Source organism: Serratia sp. FS14 (assembly GCF_000695995.1).
Taxonomy (GTDB): domain Bacteria; phylum Pseudomonadota; class Gammaproteobacteria; order Enterobacterales; family Enterobacteriaceae; genus Serratia; species Serratia nematodiphila.
Genome location: NZ_CP005927.1, coordinates 2,387,238 through 2,403,165, shown reverse-complemented (window position 1 = coordinate 2,403,165; position 15,928 = coordinate 2,387,238). Strand labels below are relative to the sequence as shown.

The following is a 15,928-nucleotide window of genomic DNA, read 5'->3' as shown; positions in this document are numbered from 1 at the left end:
TCCGCCGATAGCGCGGAAATTTTCGACAGGGCGCGCATTTCGCGCCCTTATCATTGTGCTTAAAACTTATTTCCTAATAACATATAGATATACCAATTCTTTACTTCCCTGCCGGTACTGTTAGCGTATGCTTTCGATGTTCCCCACATTTTCATAGAGTTAAAGGACGGGCTATGAGCAAGATATATGAAGACAACTCATTAACAATCGGCCATACGCCGCTGGTTCGTCTGAACCGTATCGGCAACGGACGCATTCTGGCCAAGGTTGAATCACGCAACCCGAGCTTCAGCGTCAAATGCCGCATCGGTGCCAATATGATTTGGGATGCGGAACAACGCGGCGTGCTGACCGCCGGTAAAGAACTGGTGGAGCCGACCAGCGGCAACACCGGCATCGCGCTGGCCTTTGTTGCCGCCGCGCGCGGTTACAAGCTGACGCTGACCATGCCGGAAACCATGAGCATTGAGCGCCGCAAGCTGCTCAAGGCGCTGGGCGCCAACCTGGTGCTGACCGAAGGGGCGAAAGGCATGAAGGGCGCCATCGCCAAGGCGGAAGAGATCGTCGCCACCGATCCGAACCGTTACCTGATCCTGCAACAGTTCAGCAACCCGGCCAACCCGGCCATCCATGAAAAAACCACCGGCCCGGAAATCTGGGAAGACACCGACGGGGAAGTCGACGTGTTCATCTCCGGCGTCGGCACCGGCGGCACGCTGACCGGCGTTAGCCGCTACATCAAAAACACCAAAGGCAAAGCCATCACCACCGTGGCGGTAGAGCCGACCGACTCGCCGGTCATCAGCCAGGCGCTGGCCGGTGAAGAGCTGAAGCCGGGCCCGCACAAGATCCAGGGCATCGGCGCCGGCTTCATTCCGGGCAACCTCGATCTGGATCTGGTGGATCGCGTCGAGAAAGTCTCCAACGACGAAGCCATCAGCATGGCGCGACGCCTGATGGACGAAGAAGGCATCCTGGCGGGCATCTCCTCCGGCGCAGCGGTCGCGGCGGCGGTGAAACTGGCCGAAGAACCGGCGTTCGCCGACAAGACTATCGTGGTCATCCTGCCCTCTTCCGGCGAACGTTATCTCAGCACCGCGCTGTTCGCCGATCTGTTCACCGAGCAGGAATTGCAGCAGTAATTCCGCCACTGCACAAATCGCTAAAAAAAGCACCCTGCAGGGTGCTTTTTTGTGGACTGGATCAAACTTTATAGCAGTCCAAGATTGCTTTTGCCCGTCGCCTTTAGTATTTAACGGTGCATTATTTCGATGCGCAAAATTAATCACTCTCCGAGCCCGGTCGAGGCTGAATCGATTTACTCATCTGTCGCCGACGCGGCGAATCGGGCATAATGGGGAGCGGATTGGAACGACGTCTAAAGCCGAGTTTTTTGATCTGAAGTGCCTAACGCGTCGTTTTCTGTTGCATCAACGTTCGCCCCTGTCCATAGTCAGGCGCTATAACCAGACAAGTTAAAGTCAGCCCCCTGGGCTAAACTTTAACTCCACAACATTAATCCAATAAGTTGGGGAAACATCAATGTTCCAGCAAGAAGTTACTATTACCGCTCCGAATGGTCTGCATACTCGCCCTGCCGCTCAGTTCGTTAAAGAAGCCAAAGGCTTCACGTCTGACATCACCGTGACCTCCAACGGCAAAAGCGCCAGCGCTAAAAGCCTGTTCAAACTGCAAACTCTGGGGCTGACTCAAGGGACCGTAGTGACCATCTCCGCTGAAGGTGAAGACGAGCAGAAAGCCGTTGAGCACTTGGTAAAACTGATGGCAGAGCTTGAGTAATCGGCCCGTCTTTTTAGTTAACACCAGTCAAGAGTAAGGTAGGGTTATGATTTCAGGCATTTTAGTATCACCGGGCATCGCTTTTGGTAAGGCTCTCTTGCTGAAAGAAGACGACATCGTCATCAACCGGAAGAAAATCTCTGCTGATCAAGTAGAGCAGGAAGTCTCGCGTTTTCTGGCCGGCCGCGCGAAAGCGTCCGAACAGCTGGAAGCGATCAAGACCAAAGCTGGCGAAACCTTCGGCGAAGAGAAGGAAGCTATCTTCGAAGGCCACATCATGTTGCTGGAAGACGAAGAGCTTGAGCAGGAAATCATAGCCCTAATCAAAGACGATCTGGCCTCCGCAGACGCCGCCGCCTACACCGTGATCGAAGGTCAGGCGAAAGCGCTGGAAGAGCTGGACGACGAATACCTGAAAGAACGCGCCGCCGACGTGCGCGACATCGGTAAGCGCCTGCTGCAGAACATCCTGGGCATGCCGATCGTCGATCTGGGCTCCATTCAGGACGAAGTGATCCTGGTGGCCACCGATCTGACCCCGTCCGAGACCGCGCAGCTGAACCTGGACAAAGTGCTGGGCTTCATCACCGACCTCGGCGGCCGTACCTCCCACACCTCCATCATGGCGCGCTCCCTGGAGCTGCCGGCGATCGTCGGTACCAGCGACGTGACCAAGCAGGTGAAAAACGACGACTACCTGATTCTGGACGCGGTTAACAACCAGATTTACGTTAACCCGACCGCTGACGTTATCGATCAGCTGAAAGCCGCCCAGAACCAATACATCACCGAGAAAAACGATCTGGCCAAGCTGAAGGACCTGCCGGCGATTACGCTGGACGGCCATCAGGTTGAAGTCTGCGCCAACATCGGCACCGTGCGCGACGTCGCAGGTGCAGAGCGCAACGGCGCGGAAGGCGTCGGCCTGTATCGTACCGAGTTCCTGTTCATGGACCGCGACTCGCTGCCGACCGAAGACGAGCAGTTCCAGGCTTATAAAGCCGTGGCGGAAGCCATGGGCTCGCAGGCGGTGATCGTCCGCACCATGGACATCGGCGGCGACAAAGACCTGCCGTACATGAACCTGCCGAAGGAAGAGAACCCGTTCCTCGGCTGGCGCGCCATCCGCATCGCGATGGACCGCCGTGAAATCCTGCACGCCCAGCTGCGCGCCATCCTGCGTGCCTCGGCGTTCGGCAAACTGCGCATCATGTTCCCGATGATCATCTCCGTGGAAGAAGTGCGCGATCTGAAAGGCGAAATCGAGACGCTGAAGGCGCAGCTGCGCGAAGAAGGCAAGGCGTTTGACGAGAGCATCGAAGTGGGCGTGATGGTGGAAACACCGGCTGCGGCGGTCATTGCTCACCACCTGGCGAAAGAAGTCGACTTCTTTAGTATTGGGACAAACGATCTAACCCAGTATACTCTGGCGGTAGATCGCGGCAACGAGCTGATTTCTCATCTCTATAACCCGATGTCCCCATCAGTGCTTGGCCTGATCAAACAGGTTATTGATGCATCTCACGCGGAAGGCAAGTGGACCGGCATGTGCGGCGAACTGGCTGGTGATGAGCGTGCTACACTGTTGTTATTGGGCATGGGGCTGGATGAGTTCAGCATGAGTGCGATTTCAATCCCGCGCATCAAGAAAATTATTCGTAACACGAATTTCGAAGATGTGAAGGCGTTGGCAGCGCAGGCCTTGGCACAGCCAACGGCACAAGACCTGATGAATTGCGTCAATAAATTCATCGAAGAAAAAACGCTCTGCTAAACTTCCACGACACTGGAACGCCGCCCAATTTAATGCTTAGGAGAAGATCATGGGTTTGTTCGATAAACTGAAATCTCTGGTTTCTGATGACAAGAAAGACACGGGCACTATCGAGATCGTCGCTCCCCTTTCTGGCGAAATCGTCAATATCGAAGATGTGCCGGACGTAGTGTTCGCTGAAAAAATCGTTGGCGACGGTATCGCCATCAAACCGGCCGGCAACAAAATGGTTGCTCCGGTTGACGGCACCATCGGTAAGATTTTCGAAACCAACCATGCATTCTCTATCGAATCCGACAGCGGCATTGAGCTGTTCGTCCACTTCGGCATCGATACCGTAGAACTGAAAGGCGAAGGCTTCAAACGCATCGCCGAAGAAGGCCAGCGCGTCAAGAAAGGCGACGTCGTTATCGAGTTCAACCTGCCTCTGCTGGAAGAAAAAGCCAAGTCTACCCTGACGCCGGTCGTTATCTCCAACATGGACGAGATCAAAGAGCTGATCAAACTGTCCGGCAGCGTAACCGTTGGCGAAACCCCGATCATCCGCATCAAGAAGTAATCGAAGTTATCGCGAATGAGCAGTAAAAAACGGCGCCCTCGGCGCCGTTTTTTATCCCTTCGGGGTATCCCCATCTCGCTGCGTCATGACGACCAGCGCGGCACGCGCAGAGTGATGATCAGCCCCTCTTTGTCGCCGTTGCGAGCCTCAACCTGGCCGCCGTGCGCCAGCACCACCTTGCGGGTAATCGCCAGCCCCAGGCCGTAGCCCTTGCCCGACAGCGCCGATTTCACGCGTACGAAAGGATCGAAGATGCTCGACAGCTTCGACTCCTCGACGCCCGGCCCCTGATCGCTGACGGCGATCTGAAACTGATTGTCGACGCGCGACAGCGCCACCGTCACCCGCTGGCCGTGGCTGGAGAAGCGCAACGCATTACGCACGACATTATCCACCGCACGCCGAATCAGCTCCGCATTGCCCTTGACGGTGTACTCCACATCCGATTCGGCCTGCAGCACGATATCCACGCCGGGCACCTGCGCCTCGTAGCGCGCATCGCTCACCACCGCGTCCACCAGGCCGTACAGATCGAAATACTCTTCGTCCGGCAGGCTGCTGTGTTCGGTACGCGACAGAGCCAGCAGCTCGCCGATCATTTTGTCCAACCGCCCCGACTCATGTTCGATGCGCTTCAGCGAGGTTTCGACATTGCCGGCATTCTGCCGCGCCAGACCGATGGCCAACTGCAGGCGCGCCAACGGTGAACGCAGTTCGTGCGAGACATCGTGCAACAGCTGCTCGCGGGCGCTGACCAGCAGCTCCAGCCGCTCGGCCATGGTATCGAAATCGCGCGCCACGTCAGATAGTTCGTCATGACGCCGCCGCATATTCGGGTACAGCCGCACCGACAGATCGCCCTGCGCCACCCGATCCAGGCCGCCGCGCAGCTGGCGCATCGGCCGGGTCAGGTTCCAGGCCAGCACGGCGCTGAACAGCAAACCGCCCAGCCCGCCGACCCACAGCATCGGCGCAGGAATGTTGAAGAAGTGGGAACGCCGCTCCGGCCGATACTCTTCCCGCAGCCCGCGCACGTTATAACTCAACCAGTAACCCTGCCCTTCTCCGGTCTGCACCCAGGCGGAAATCGCTTTCGGCATCCGTCGCCCTTCAAACACCGGTTCTTCCGGCTCAGGCGGCGGTTGGGTCATCGGCGTAACGGACAGCAGACGCCGATCGTCCTCCGGCCAGTCGCGCATCAGGGCTTCCAGCGCCGGCATGCCGCCACTGCGCAACTGGGTGGCGGCGGAGGTCAGCTGCAGGCCTATCGCCCGCCGCGCCATGGAATTCTCCGGCGGCACATAGCGGTCGCCATAAAGAGAAAACGCCACCCACAAGGCCTGCGTCATGATGAGAAAGGTCAGCCAAAAGCCGAGCAAAATTTTCCAGAACAGTCTTCCGCGCATGTCTGGTTACCGTATGCGATAGCCGATGCTGCGCACCGTCTCGATGCTCAGCTTACTGCCGGCCAGCGCGCTCAACTTCTGGCGGATATTGCTGATATGCACGTCCACGCTGCGATCATAGGCCTCGCGCGGGCGCCCCAGTCCTTTCTCGGACAGTTCGTCCTTCGACACCACGCGGTCCGGCGCGCGCAGCAACAGCTCCAGCAGATTGAATTCCGAAGCCGTCAGATCAAACGCCTTGCCCCGCCATTCGCTGCTGCGGGTTGAAGGGTTCAGCGTCAGCTCGCCGAAGCTGATGGCGGCCTCGTCCTCCGCCTCTTGCGGCCGCTCTTCGAAGCGGCGCAGCACCGCGCGCAAACGCGCTACCAATTCGCGCGGATAGCATGGCTTGGGCATGTAATCGTCGGCCCCCATCTCCAGGCCAATCACCCGATCGATGTTGTCGCCTTTGGCGGTCAGCATGATGATCGGCAGCCGGCTCTTTTTACGCACGTCGCGCAGCACGTCGATGCCGCTCATATCCGGCAGCATGATGTCGAGGATCATCGCGGTATAGTCGCCCGACAGCGCGCCCTCTATCCCCGCCTTGCCGGTCAGCACCAGCGTGGCGTCGAAGCCTTCGCCCGTCAGGTATTCGCTCAGCATGGTGCCAAGCTCCAGGTCATCGTCGACCAGTAAAATTTTCATGCCTTGCTCCTTCACCGATTTTCGTTATTTTCCCGCCAATTCCGCCGGCCCGCAGCCGGTTTTACTCAATCCTTACACATCGCTCTTGGCGTCTCGCCACCGTTAGTGTGGCCGCTGTCGCGCGATTTCTCTACTTCAGTCAGGGGATTGGCGCGCGAGCAGGCGATAGCCGCCGCGTCGGCGGGCCGGACAGGCAGTCTGTAACAGGGAGGTGAGAAGGCGTTTCCCGGCGGGACGCGCCGCCGGGAAGGAACGGTCAGTCGAACACGCCGGTGGAGAGGTAACGGTCGCCGCGATCGCAGACGATCGCCACCACCACGCTGCCGGGATTAGCCGCCGCAACGCGCAGGGCGCCGGCCACCGCACCGCCGGAGCTGACGCCGCAGAAAATGCCTTCACGCTGCGCCAGCTGGCGCATGGTCTGCTCGGCATCGCGCTGCTCGATATCTAACACCTGATCCACCAGCTCCGGGCGGAAAATACCCGGCAGGTAAGCGGGCGCCCAACGGCGAATGCCGGGGATGCTGCTGCCTTCCGCCGGCTGCAGGCCAATGATCTGCACCTGCGGATTCTGGCTCTTCAGGTAACCGCCCACGCCGGTAATGGTGCCGGTGGTGCCCATGCTGGAAACGAAGTGCGTGATGCGCCCTTCGGTCTGGCGCCAGATCTCCGGGCCGGTGGTGGTGAAGTGGGCATAGGGATTGTCGAAATTGTTAAACTGATCCAGCACCTTGCCCTGCCCTTGGCGCTGCATCTCCAGCGCCAGATCGCGCGCCCCTTCCATCCCCTGCTCACGGCTGACCAGGATCAGTTCCGCACCGTAGGCGCGCATCGCCGCCTGCCGCTCCAGGCTCATGTTCTCCGGCATCAGCAGCTTCAGCGCATAGCCTTTCAATGCAGCGATCATCGCCAGTGCAATGCCGGTGTTGCCGCTGGTAGCCTCGATCAGCACGTCGCCGGGCTTGATCTCCCCGCGCAGCTCCGCCTGCTGGATCATCGCCAACGCGGCGCGATCCTTCACCGATCCCGCCGGGTTATTGCCTTCCAGTTTGACCCATACCTCGCTGCCCGCCTGGGCGGCCAGCCGTTGCAGTTGTACCAGCGGGGTATTACCGATGCATTGTTCGAGCGTTGTCACGATCTTTGCCTGTGTGTTGGTGTGCGTAAAGTAAAAAGGCAACCCCGGGGTTGCCTTAAAGAAAAGGACTGGCTAAAACCTATCAGGCGCTTTTGGCTAACGCAACAGGTTGCAGCAGTTGATCGCCGGCATACAGCCGCGCATTGAGGCTGCCGACGTAATAACGGCCGCCGCGCACCGGCGTGGCGTTGCCTTCCGGCAACACCACGCTGATCGGTTCCTGATGCCAGCCGATCGGCTGCACCGTCAGCTGCCAGAAATGGCCGCGCGGGCTGACTTCCAACACCTGAACCGGCAGTGGGCAGCGCTCGCTGCTCTCGGTCGCCACTTCCATTTCCCACGGGCGCAGGAACAGATCGACGCTGCCCTGGTGCATCGGCTGGAACGACAGCGGCCACTGGTGCGCGCCGACGAACAGCTGGGAGCCGCGAATTTCGCCGTTCAGACGGTTCACTTCCCCCATAAACTCCAGCACGAAGCGGCTGGCCGGCTCGCGCATAATCTCCTCCGGCGAGCCAACCTGTTCGATATTGCCCTGACTCATCACCACGATGCGGTCGGCCACTTCCATCGCCTCTTCCTGATCGTGGGTGACGAACACGCTGGTGAATTTCAGCTCTTCGTGCAGCTGGCGCAGCCAGCGGCGCAGCTCTTTGCGCACCTGCGCATCCAGCGCGCCGAACGGTTCGTCCAGCAGCAGAATTTGCGGTTCCACCGCCAGGGCGCGCGCCAGCGCCACGCGCTGTTTCTGGCCGCCGGACAGCTGCGACGGGTAGCGATTGGCTAAATGGCCAAGCTGTACCATGTCCAGCAACTGAGTGACTTTCTGTTTAATCGCCGCGGCGTTCGGCCGCTCGCGGCGCGGCAGCACGGTCAGGCCGAAGGCGATATTGTCGAACACCGTCATGTGGCGGAACAGCGCATAGTGCTGAAATACGAAGCCCACGCGCCTGTCGCGCGCATGCATGTGGCTGACGTCGGTGCCGTGGAAGCCCAGCTTGCCGCCGCTCTGGCTTTCCAGCCCGGCGATGATGCGCAGCAGCGTGGTCTTGCCGGAGCCGGATGGCCCGAGCAGCGCCACCATCTCACCGGAAGCAATATCGAGCGAGATATCGTTCAATACCTTGGTGCGACCGAAGTACTTGTTGATGCCGTTAATCTCAATGCTCATGATTTTCCTCCCGCTCGAGACGCGCGTTTTGACGTTCCAGACGCCACTGCAGCGCGCTCTTCAAAAATAGGGTAACGATCGCCATCAGGGTCAACAGGGCGGCGGCGGTAAAGGCCCCGACGGTGTTGTAATCCTGCTGCAACAGCTCGACCTGCAGCGGCAGGCTGTAGGTTTCGCCGCGAATCGAACCGGACACCACCGACACCGCGCCGAACTCGCCGATGGCGCGCGCGTTGGTCAGCACCACGCCGTACAGCAGCGCCCAGCGAATGTTGGGCAGCGTCACGCGGCGGAACATCTGCCAACCGGACGCCCCCAGCAGAATGGCGGCCTCGTCTTCCTGGCTGCCCTGGCTGAGCATCATCGGCACCAGCTCGCGTACCACGAAAGGACAGGTGACGAAGATGGTCACCAGCACCATGCCCGGCCAGGAGAACATGACCTGGATGTTATGCGCGTCCAGCCAGCCGCCCAGCAGGCCGTTGCTGCCGTAAAACAACAGATAAATCAGCCCCGCCACCACCGGTGAGACGGCGAACGGGATATCGATCAGCGTCAGCAGCAGCTGGCGGCCGGGGAAGGTGAAACGCGTCACCAGCCACGCCAGCAACGTGCCGAACACCAGGTTGAACGGCACGGTGATCAGCGCGATCAAGACCGTCAGCCAGATGGCGTGCAGCATGTCCGGATCGAGCAAGTTGCTCCACATCGCGCCAAACCCTTTGGAGAAGGCCTCGGCGAAAATCGACATCATCGGCACCACCAGCAGCAGCACCGAAAACAGCGTGCCGATGGCGATCAACGTCCACTTGCCCCAGTTGACGCGCGGGCGCTCGGCGCCGTTGAAGGCGGAAACATCAGCCATCAGTGCCCTCCTCCCAAACGTCTGCCGAAGCGGCTTTGCAAGACGTTAATGCTGAACAGCAGCAGCAGCGACGCCGCCAGGATCACCGAGGCGATGGCGCTGGCCGCCGGGTAATCGAACTCCTGCAAACGCACAAAAATCATCAGCGAGGTCACTTCCGTCTTCCAGGCGATGTTGCCGGCGATGAAAATCACCGCGCCGAACTCGCCCAGGCTGCGGGTAAAGGAAATGGCGGTGCCGGCCAGCAGTGCCGGCGCCACCTCAGGCAACACCACGCGGCGAAAGCTCTTCCAGCGCGTGGCGCCCAGCGTCTCGGCCGCCTCTTCGTATTCCGGCCCCAGCTCTTCCAAAACCGGCTGCACGGTGCGCACCACAAACGGCAGGCTGGTGAACGCCATCGCCACCGCGATCCCAAGCCAGGTGAAGGTGACCTTAATGTCAAAGTGCGCCAGCCACTGACCGTACCAGCCAGTGGTGGAAAACAGACCGGCCAGCGTCAGGCCGGCCACCGCCGTCGGCAGCGCGAACGGCAGATCGATCAGGCCGTCCAGCAGCGAACGGCCGGGAAAACGGTAGCGCGTCAGGATCCAGGCCATCAGCATGCCGAACACCGCGTTGAACAGACTGGCGACGCCGGCGGCCAGCAGCGTCACTTTGTACGCCGCCACCACCTGCGGGTTGGAAATCACTACCCAATATTGCGCCAGGCTCATCTGCGCCAGCTGCATCACCAGCGCACTGAGCGGCAGCAGCAGGATCAGACAGGTATAAAACAGGCTGCTGCCGAGGCTGAGGCCAAATCCGGGCAGCACCCGTTTACTGGACGACAACGCCAACATTTACTTGCGCCCTGCCGCTAACAGCTGATCCAACTCGCCGCCGGTGGCGAAGTGAGTTTTCATCACCTGCGGCCAACCGCCGAACTGGTCTTCCACCCGGAACAGTTGGGTGTCCGGGAATTGCCCTTTCGCCGCCGCCATCGCTTTCTGGTCATAGACGCGGTAGTAGAAGCTGGTGATCACCTGCTGCGCCGCCGGGCTGTAGAGGTAGTTCAGATAGGCTTTGGCCGCCTGCTCGGTGCCGTTGCGCTCTACGTTTTTGTCGACCCAGGCCACAGGAAACTCCGCCAGAATATCGACCGGCGGCACGATCACTTCGTACTTGTCTTCACCGTATTGCTTGCGGATGTTGTTCACTTCGGACTCGAAGCTGATCAGCACGTCGCCCAAACCGCGCTCGACGAAGGTGGTGGTCGCACCGCGGCCACCGGTATCGAACACCAGCACGTTTTTCAGGAAGCGGGTCATGAAGGCGCGGGTCTTGGCCGGATCGTTGCCGTCAGCCTGGTTGGCGGCGCCCCAGGCGGCCAGATAGGTGTAGCGGCCGTTGCCGGAGGTTTTCGGGTTCGGAAACACCAGCTTCACGTCGTCACGCACCAAATCGTTCCAGGTGTGGATGCCCTTCGGGTTGTCCTTGCGCACCAAAAACGCCATGGTGGAATAGAACGGCGAGCTGTTGTTCGGCAGGCGCGCCTGCCAGTCTGCCGGGATCAGCTGCCCGCGATCGTGCAGGATCTGCACGTCGGTGATCTGGTTGTAGGTCACCACGTCGGCGCGCAGGCCCTGCAGGATCGCCAGCGCCTGCTTCGACGAGCCGGCGTGCGATTGTTTGATGGTCAGCTTGTCGTTCGGATGCTGTTGATTCCACTGCTGTTCAAAGCCGGGATTCAGCGCGACGAACAATTCACGGGAAACGTCATAAGAGCTGTTCAGCAATTCCGCCGCCGACGCGGCGCCGCTCGCCAACAGCGCAGCCGCCAGCCAACCTTTCAGCACGAGATTTTTAACCCGGTTTTGTTTCATTCTGCACCTTATCACTGAGTCATTCCTTCAGGCTTTCGCCTTATTGACGACCAGTGTATTTATAACTCGGTGCGGAGCTGTAACGCTTTTATATACCGTTTAGTGATTTACAAGCATCAAACGCTATAAGGCAGGGAATGCGAGGCGTTTTGGGAAGGGAAAACAGACCGAAGCCGGACGCGCCGGCTTCGGCGACGGCGTCAAAGTGACAGCAGGCGCGTCAGCGATGGCGCAAAGTAGTAGCTGCCGGTGACCGCACGGCTGAAGCGCAACATCGCGTCGCGTTTGCCGTCCAGATCGCCGAACATGCTCAGCAGCTGCTGCTCGATATTGTGCAAGCGCGCACAATAGGCGATGAAGAACAGGCCGTGCTTGCCGCTGGCGGTGCCGTAAGGCAGGCTCTGGCGCAAAATTTTCAGGCCCTTGCCGTTCTCTTTCAGATCGACGCGGCTGACGTGCGAGGTATCCGGGCGCTGATCGGCCGGCAGCTCTTCGCTGTCGTGCTTGGTGCGGCCGATGATCTGCTCCTGCTGTTCGGTGGTAAAGCGCTGCCACTGGCGCAGGTTGTGCTCGTAGCGTTGCACCAGCACATAGCTGCCGCCGGCGTCCTCTTCGCCTTCGGCGATCGTCGCCACTGCCGGGCGCTGGTCGCCCTGCGGGTTTTCGGTGCCGTCGATGAAGCCGCTCAGATCGCGCTCTTCCACCCAGCGGAAGCCGTGGGTTTCTTCTTCAATCTTGATGACATTGCCGAACGCCGCCAGCGCCGCCTGCGCCAGCGTGAAGTTGACGTCGTGGCGCAGCGACTGGATGTGGATCAGCATATCGCGCTGGGTGGCCGGCGCCAGCCCTTTGCCGAGCGGCGTGAACGGCTTCAACTCTTTCGCACCCTGGCCGCTGGAGAGATCGTGCCAAACGTCGTAACCGAAAGCGATCACCGCGCCGAGGCGCGCATCGGGGAACTGCTGCTGCAGCTCGCTCAGGGTCTGACAAAACTGCTTGCAGCCCTGGCGCAAGTCGGCGAATTCGCCCTGTACGCTGGCTTCCATAAAAATGGCGAAACGGCAGTGCTCCAGCAGAATGCCGCTCTGAACCTGTGTCATGTTGTTATCCTCAATACCAAAACCAGGCAACAGGTATGGCGGTTGACGCGCGGGTTCCCTGTTACAAACGCGCGCTATCATACCGCAAGCGCGGACGATTGCCTTGCAGCAGCGCAAAGAAAATAGGGGTAATGGCTTGAAAAGGCAGGCGCCGCGAACCGGCGCCCGTTGAACACGTTACTGCTGCGGCTTGGCGTGCCAGATGATTTTGCTGACCGTCCAGCTTTTCAGGGTGTCGTCCGGCGGAATGATATCCTGCGCCCCGGCCCACTTGCCGCTGAAGATGTAGGTAACGTACTTGCTCTGCTCCGCCACGCATTCCACTTTACCGGCGTCTTCGCCGCTGCCCGGCTTACAGGAGCCGAACGCCTTGCTGTACATATCGCCGAACGGCGTGCCGAGCTTGTTGCCCCACTCCGTCGCCACTTTCGGATCCAGCACGTCCACGCGCTGCAGGCGCCCTTTCGGTTCGCCGGTGATCACCAGTTTCACTTCGTCGCCGGACAGCGCCTGGTAATAAGAGACGATCTGGCCGTTGTTGGTCGCCATGCCGCCGCGCAGGCGGTAGTTGCCGTCCAGCCCGTCATTGATGGCGCTTTCCGACATCGGCGTGCCGGCGTTGAGCTTGCCGACGCCCTTGGCGCCGACCTCCAGGCTGCTGCCGAACCAGTTGAACGGCGACAGGCTGGACCAGGAGAAATTGGACATGCTCGAACAGCCGGTCAGTAACAGCGGAAGCCCTAACAACAGGGGGCGAATATTCATCTCTAGCTCCTTAGACATCAATGGCACGGCGCGGTAGCCCGCGCCTGCCGCACTCGGCGTTTTGCTGCATGCCAGCCTCTCACAACGGCCCGCACTACGCCAACGGTTGCCAGCTTGGAGTGCGGAAAATGCGAAAAGTGCCGCACTTCTCGGCAATTAGTCGGTATGCTCCGGCGGCGCGAAACAGGCTTTCAGGCGCGCATTCAGCAGCAGATAGCTCAGCGCCAGCGCGTCGAGCAACACCAACGCCAGCTCCAGCCCCGGCGCATCGCCGTCCTGGCGCCACAGGCTGAACAGCGAGCCGCCGAGCGACGCCAGCAGCGAGACAGCCAGCCCCCAGCGCCAGCCGCGCCACAGCCGCGGCCATTGGTGGCGACGGCCGCTCAGCAAAAACGCCAGCGCCGCCGGCAGGCCGAGCAGCATGCCGTACCAAAAGCGTTGGGTATCCGGATAAAACAGCGCCAACAGGCTTTCGCCCTGCTCACGTGAAGCGCCGGCCATCACGAACAACAGCCAGGTGCGCGCCTGCAAAATCAGCACGGCCCAAAATCCCAGCGGCAGCCGCAGCGCGCCATGCTGGTCGTAATCGTCCGGGGAAAACCGGGGGGAGAATGGCTTCAACGCTCGTTCCTTGCCACAGAATAAAGACTATGGCTACAGATGGGCGCCGCCAGCGAGAATTTCAATGCGTCGGCTTAAGAAGCTCTTAAGATCGGCGTGTTTTAATCCTTATCACCAAGCAAGCACCCGATATCAGCGGGATGTGATTTTCGATAACGATAAGGAAGCGCAACATGAAAAAACTGACTCTGGCTGCTCTGATCGCGCTGTGCAGCGCACCGGTACTGGCGCAACAAGGCGGGTTCCTCGATCCGGCCGCGCCGCAGGCACAAACGCAAGCCGCTCCGCAGGGCGGTTTCTCCGGCCCCAGCGCGGCGCTGACCACCGTGGACAAGGTGAAATCGCTGAGCGACGACACCTGGGTGATGCTGCAGGGCAACATCGAGCAGCGCATCGGCGACGATACCTACACCTTCCGCGACGCCACCGGCACCCTGACGGTCGAGATCGATCGCAAGCGCTGGAACGGCCAAACCGTCACACCGAAAGACAAGGTGCAGTTGGAAGGGAAAGTGGATAAAGACTGGAGCAGCGTGGAAGTGGACGTAAAAACCGTCAAAAAGCTGCCGTAATGCGCTGCGGCGGGCGGGCTATACCGCCGTCCGCCGCTCGATCAATATTCCTGATCTTCGATCAGCCGCTTGCCCAGGCTGGTGATGCCCTGGATTTCGTAGCCGAGCTTCTCGTACATCTCAACCACCGTGTCGTTGTCTTCGCGCACCATGATCTGGATTTTCGGGCAGCCGCGGGCGATCAGCTTCTTCTCCAGACGGTTGATCAACGCATTGGCGATGCCGCGCCCGCGATAGTCGGGATGCACCCCGAGGTAATACGCCGAGCCGCGGTGCCCATCATAGCCGCCCATCACCGAACCGACCACTTCGCCGCCGACTTCCGCCACCAGAAACAGCTCCGGATCGTGGTTCAGCTTGCGCTCGATGTCCATCTCCGGATCGTTCCAGGGCCGCAGCAGATCGCAGCGCTCCCACAGGGTAATGACTTCTTCAAAGTCGTCTTGTCGAAATACGCGAATTTCCATCGATGTTGGCCGCTGTTAATTAAGGTGTTTATCTGATTATCGCGTGATTATTCACTTACGCAATATCAAACTGCGATTTAGCGCGCTATTTGCCCAGGAATCGCCGGTAACAGGCGTAATAAATGGAAATAGTTATCGGGTCGATTAATGATTATCAATACGATATAACGTCGCAAAATAGAAACGTCGACGGAGCGTTGCGTAATGAAAAAGCAGGGTAAACCCTTCCTCAATTTTAAACCGCTTACCGTTTCCCCGACGCGACGCCAACTTTTGCTTTCCGGCCTGGCGGTGGCGCTGTTCGGCGTGAAAAGCCAAAACGCCAAGGCGGAAGGCCTGCTGCGCAATCAGCACAGCAAACCGGCGGCGAAACCGGCCGGCGGCAAAAAGCGGGTGATGATCGATCCCGGCCACGGCGGCATCGACTCCGGCGCGGTCGGCCACGAAGGCTCGCAGGAAAAACACATCGTGCTGGAAATCGCCAACCACGTGCGCCGTTTCCTGCATGAGCACGATCACGTCGAGGCGCGCCTGACGCGCGAAGAAGACGAATTCATTCCGCTGTTCCAGCGGGTGGAGATCGCCCACCAGCACCAGGCCGATCTGTTCATTTCGATTCACGCCGACGGTTTCACCAGCCCGTCGGCCTCCGGCGCTTCGGTGTTCGCCCTCTCCAACCGCGGTGCCAGCAGCGCCATGGCGCGCTACCTGTCCAACCGTGAAAACGCCGCGGACGACGTGGCGGGCGGCAAGTACAAGGATCAGGACAACTACCTGCAGCAGGTGCTGTTCGATCTGGTGCAAACCGACACCATCAACAACAGCCTGACGCTCGGCCGCCACGTGCTCGGCCAAATTCGCCCGGTGCACCATCTGCACAGCGACAGCACCGAACAGGCGGCGTTTGCGGTGCTGAAATCCCCGTCCATCCCCTCGGTGCTGGTGGAAACCTCGTTCATCACCAACCCGAACGAAGAGCGGCTGCTGGGCACCACCGCGTTTCGCGAGAAAATCGCCCGCGCCATCGCGGACGGCATCATCAACTTCTTCGACTATTTCGACGCACACCAACGCAAACCCCGCTGATGCCGCGGGCGGCGAATAAGAGTATACTCAGCGCCTTGTTCAGCCAGACGCTATA

Annotated in this window: 17 protein-coding genes; 6 read left to right on the top strand and 11 right to left on the bottom strand. The window is 59.9% G+C overall.

Translation table 11 applies throughout. The features are described 5' to 3' along the window. Positions 1–173: 173 nt before the first annotated feature. The 4 genes from cysK to crr all read left to right on the top strand — a co-directional run bounded on the left by cysK (position 174) and on the right by crr (position 4,133). The gene (gene cysK, locus L085_RS10875; RefSeq protein WP_004936453.1) at positions 174–1,142 is read left to right on the top strand and encodes a cysteine synthase A; all 969 of its coding nucleotides are present in this window, start codon (positions 174–176) and stop codon (positions 1,140–1,142) included. Between the two features lie 400 nt (positions 1,143–1,542). Further along, positions 1,543–1,800 carry a phosphocarrier protein Hpr gene (gene ptsH, locus L085_RS10870; protein ID WP_004936458.1) on the top strand — a complete coding sequence of 86 codons (258 nt, stop codon included), beginning with the start codon at positions 1,543–1,545 and terminating at the stop codon, positions 1,798–1,800. 46 nt (positions 1,801–1,846) lie between these two features. After that, positions 1,847–3,574, top strand: coding sequence for a phosphoenolpyruvate-protein phosphotransferase PtsI (ptsI, locus tag L085_RS10865; protein WP_004936461.1), 1,728 nt, complete (start codon positions 1,847–1,849; stop codon positions 3,572–3,574). 49 nt (positions 3,575–3,623) lie between these two features. After that, positions 3,624–4,133: a PTS glucose transporter subunit IIA gene (crr, locus tag L085_RS10860; protein WP_004936467.1), complete on the top strand. Its 510-nt coding sequence runs from the start codon at positions 3,624–3,626 to the stop codon at positions 4,131–4,133. An 83-nt stretch (positions 4,134–4,216) separates the two neighbouring features. Here the strand turns inward: crr and L085_RS10855 are convergent, their stop codons facing one another. From L085_RS10855 to L085_RS10810, 10 genes are all read right to left on the bottom strand, one after another. Beyond that, positions 4,217–5,539 carry an ATP-binding protein gene (locus L085_RS10855; RefSeq protein ID WP_044030736.1) on the bottom strand — a complete coding sequence of 441 codons (1,323 nt, stop codon included), beginning with the start codon at positions 5,537–5,539 and terminating at the stop codon, positions 4,217–4,219. Between the two features lie 6 nt (positions 5,540–5,545). After that, positions 5,546–6,226: a response regulator transcription factor gene (locus tag L085_RS10850; protein ID WP_044030735.1), complete on the bottom strand. Its 681-nt coding sequence runs from the start codon at positions 6,224–6,226 to the stop codon at positions 5,546–5,548. Positions 6,227–6,482: 256 nt separating this feature from the next. Beyond that, positions 6,483–7,364, bottom strand: coding sequence for a cysteine synthase CysM (cysM, locus tag L085_RS10845; RefSeq protein WP_004936477.1), 882 nt, complete (start codon positions 7,362–7,364; stop codon positions 6,483–6,485). Between the two features lie 82 nt (positions 7,365–7,446). Next, the gene (gene cysA, locus L085_RS10840; RefSeq protein WP_004936479.1) at positions 7,447–8,535 is read right to left on the bottom strand and encodes a sulfate/thiosulfate ABC transporter ATP-binding protein CysA; all 1,089 of its coding nucleotides are present in this window, start codon (positions 8,533–8,535) and stop codon (positions 7,447–7,449) included. Continuing rightward, on the bottom strand, positions 8,525–9,400 hold the full coding sequence (gene cysW / locus L085_RS10835) for a sulfate/thiosulfate ABC transporter permease CysW (RefSeq protein ID WP_044030734.1): 876 nt from the start codon (positions 9,398–9,400) through the stop codon (positions 8,525–8,527). The genes cysA and cysW overlap by 11 nt, the downstream gene beginning before the upstream one ends. Beyond that, positions 9,400–10,239 carry a sulfate/thiosulfate ABC transporter permease CysT gene (gene cysT / locus L085_RS10830; RefSeq protein ID WP_044030733.1) on the bottom strand — a complete coding sequence of 280 codons (840 nt, stop codon included), beginning with the start codon at positions 10,237–10,239 and terminating at the stop codon, positions 9,400–9,402. Before cysT ends, cysW begins: the two co-directional genes overlap by 1 nt. After that, a complete protein-coding gene (locus tag L085_RS10825; protein ID WP_044030732.1) occupies positions 10,240–11,262 on the bottom strand; it encodes a sulfate ABC transporter substrate-binding protein in 1,023 nt (340 codons plus the stop codon). Positions 11,263–11,462: 200 nt separating this feature from the next. After that, on the bottom strand, positions 11,463–12,362 hold the full coding sequence (locus L085_RS10820; protein WP_004936493.1) for a Dyp-type peroxidase: 900 nt from the start codon (positions 12,360–12,362) through the stop codon (positions 11,463–11,465). Between the two features lie 177 nt (positions 12,363–12,539). After that, a complete protein-coding gene (locus tag L085_RS10815; RefSeq protein ID WP_004936494.1) occupies positions 12,540–13,127 on the bottom strand; it encodes an RpoE-regulated lipoprotein in 588 nt (195 codons plus the stop codon). A 156-nt stretch (positions 13,128–13,283) separates the two neighbouring features. Further along, complete coding sequence (locus tag L085_RS10810) at positions 13,284–13,748, bottom strand: DUF2919 domain-containing protein (protein WP_044030731.1); 465 nt, start codon at positions 13,746–13,748, stop codon at positions 13,284–13,286. 173 nt (positions 13,749–13,921) lie between these two features. Between L085_RS10810 and L085_RS10805 the strand changes: the two genes are divergently transcribed. After that, positions 13,922–14,320, top strand: a complete 399-nt coding sequence (locus L085_RS10805) for a YgiW/YdeI family stress tolerance OB fold protein (RefSeq protein WP_033632426.1) — start codon at positions 13,922–13,924, stop codon at positions 14,318–14,320. 41 nt (positions 14,321–14,361) lie between these two features. Here L085_RS10805 and L085_RS10800 read toward each other — a convergent pair whose 3' ends face one another. Continuing rightward, a complete protein-coding gene (locus tag L085_RS10800) occupies positions 14,362–14,787 on the bottom strand; it encodes a GNAT family acetyltransferase (protein WP_004936504.1) in 426 nt (141 codons plus the stop codon). Between the two features lie 204 nt (positions 14,788–14,991). Between L085_RS10800 and amiA the strand changes: the two genes are divergently transcribed. Further along, positions 14,992–15,873: an N-acetylmuramoyl-L-alanine amidase AmiA gene (gene amiA / locus L085_RS10795; RefSeq protein WP_033632425.1), complete on the top strand. Its 882-nt coding sequence runs from the start codon at positions 14,992–14,994 to the stop codon at positions 15,871–15,873. Positions 15,874–15,928 lie beyond the last annotated feature (55 nt).

Excerpts from the sequence above, each read along its gene's own strand:
- ptsH (WP_004936458.1), top strand. The coding sequence starts at position 1,543 with ATGTTCCAGCAAGAAGTTACTATTACCGCTCCGAATGGTCTGCATACT.
- amiA (WP_033632425.1), top strand. The coding sequence starts at position 14,992 with ATGAAAAAGCAGGGTAAACCCTTCCTCAATTTTAAACCGCTTACCGTT.
- L085_RS10855 (WP_044030736.1), bottom strand. The coding sequence starts at position 5,539 with ATGCGCGGAAGACTGTTCTGGAAAATTTTGCTCGGCTTTTGGCTGACC.
- crr (WP_004936467.1), top strand. The coding sequence starts at position 3,624 with ATGGGTTTGTTCGATAAACTGAAATCTCTGGTTTCTGATGACAAGAAA.
- L085_RS10800 (WP_004936504.1), bottom strand. The coding sequence starts at position 14,787 with ATGGAAATTCGCGTATTTCGACAAGACGACTTTGAAGAAGTCATTACC.
- L085_RS10815 (WP_004936494.1), bottom strand. The coding sequence starts at position 13,127 with ATGAATATTCGCCCCCTGTTGTTAGGGCTTCCGCTGTTACTGACCGGC.
- L085_RS10820 (WP_004936493.1), bottom strand. The coding sequence starts at position 12,362 with ATGACACAGGTTCAGAGCGGCATTCTGCTGGAGCACTGCCGTTTCGCC.
- L085_RS10805 (WP_033632426.1), top strand. The coding sequence starts at position 13,922 with ATGAAAAAACTGACTCTGGCTGCTCTGATCGCGCTGTGCAGCGCACCG.
- cysW (WP_044030734.1), bottom strand. The coding sequence starts at position 9,400 with ATGGCTGATGTTTCCGCCTTCAACGGCGCCGAGCGCCCGCGCGTCAAC.
- L085_RS10825 (WP_044030732.1), bottom strand. The coding sequence starts at position 11,262 with ATGAAACAAAACCGGGTTAAAAATCTCGTGCTGAAAGGTTGGCTGGCG.
- L085_RS10850 (WP_044030735.1), bottom strand. The coding sequence starts at position 6,226 with ATGAAAATTTTACTGGTCGACGATGACCTGGAGCTTGGCACCATGCTG.
- cysA (WP_004936479.1), bottom strand. The coding sequence starts at position 8,535 with ATGAGCATTGAGATTAACGGCATCAACAAGTACTTCGGTCGCACCAAG.
- cysK (WP_004936453.1), top strand. The coding sequence starts at position 174 with ATGAGCAAGATATATGAAGACAACTCATTAACAATCGGCCATACGCCG.
- ptsI (WP_004936461.1), top strand. The coding sequence starts at position 1,847 with ATGATTTCAGGCATTTTAGTATCACCGGGCATCGCTTTTGGTAAGGCT.
- cysT (WP_044030733.1), bottom strand. The coding sequence starts at position 10,239 with ATGTTGGCGTTGTCGTCCAGTAAACGGGTGCTGCCCGGATTTGGCCTC.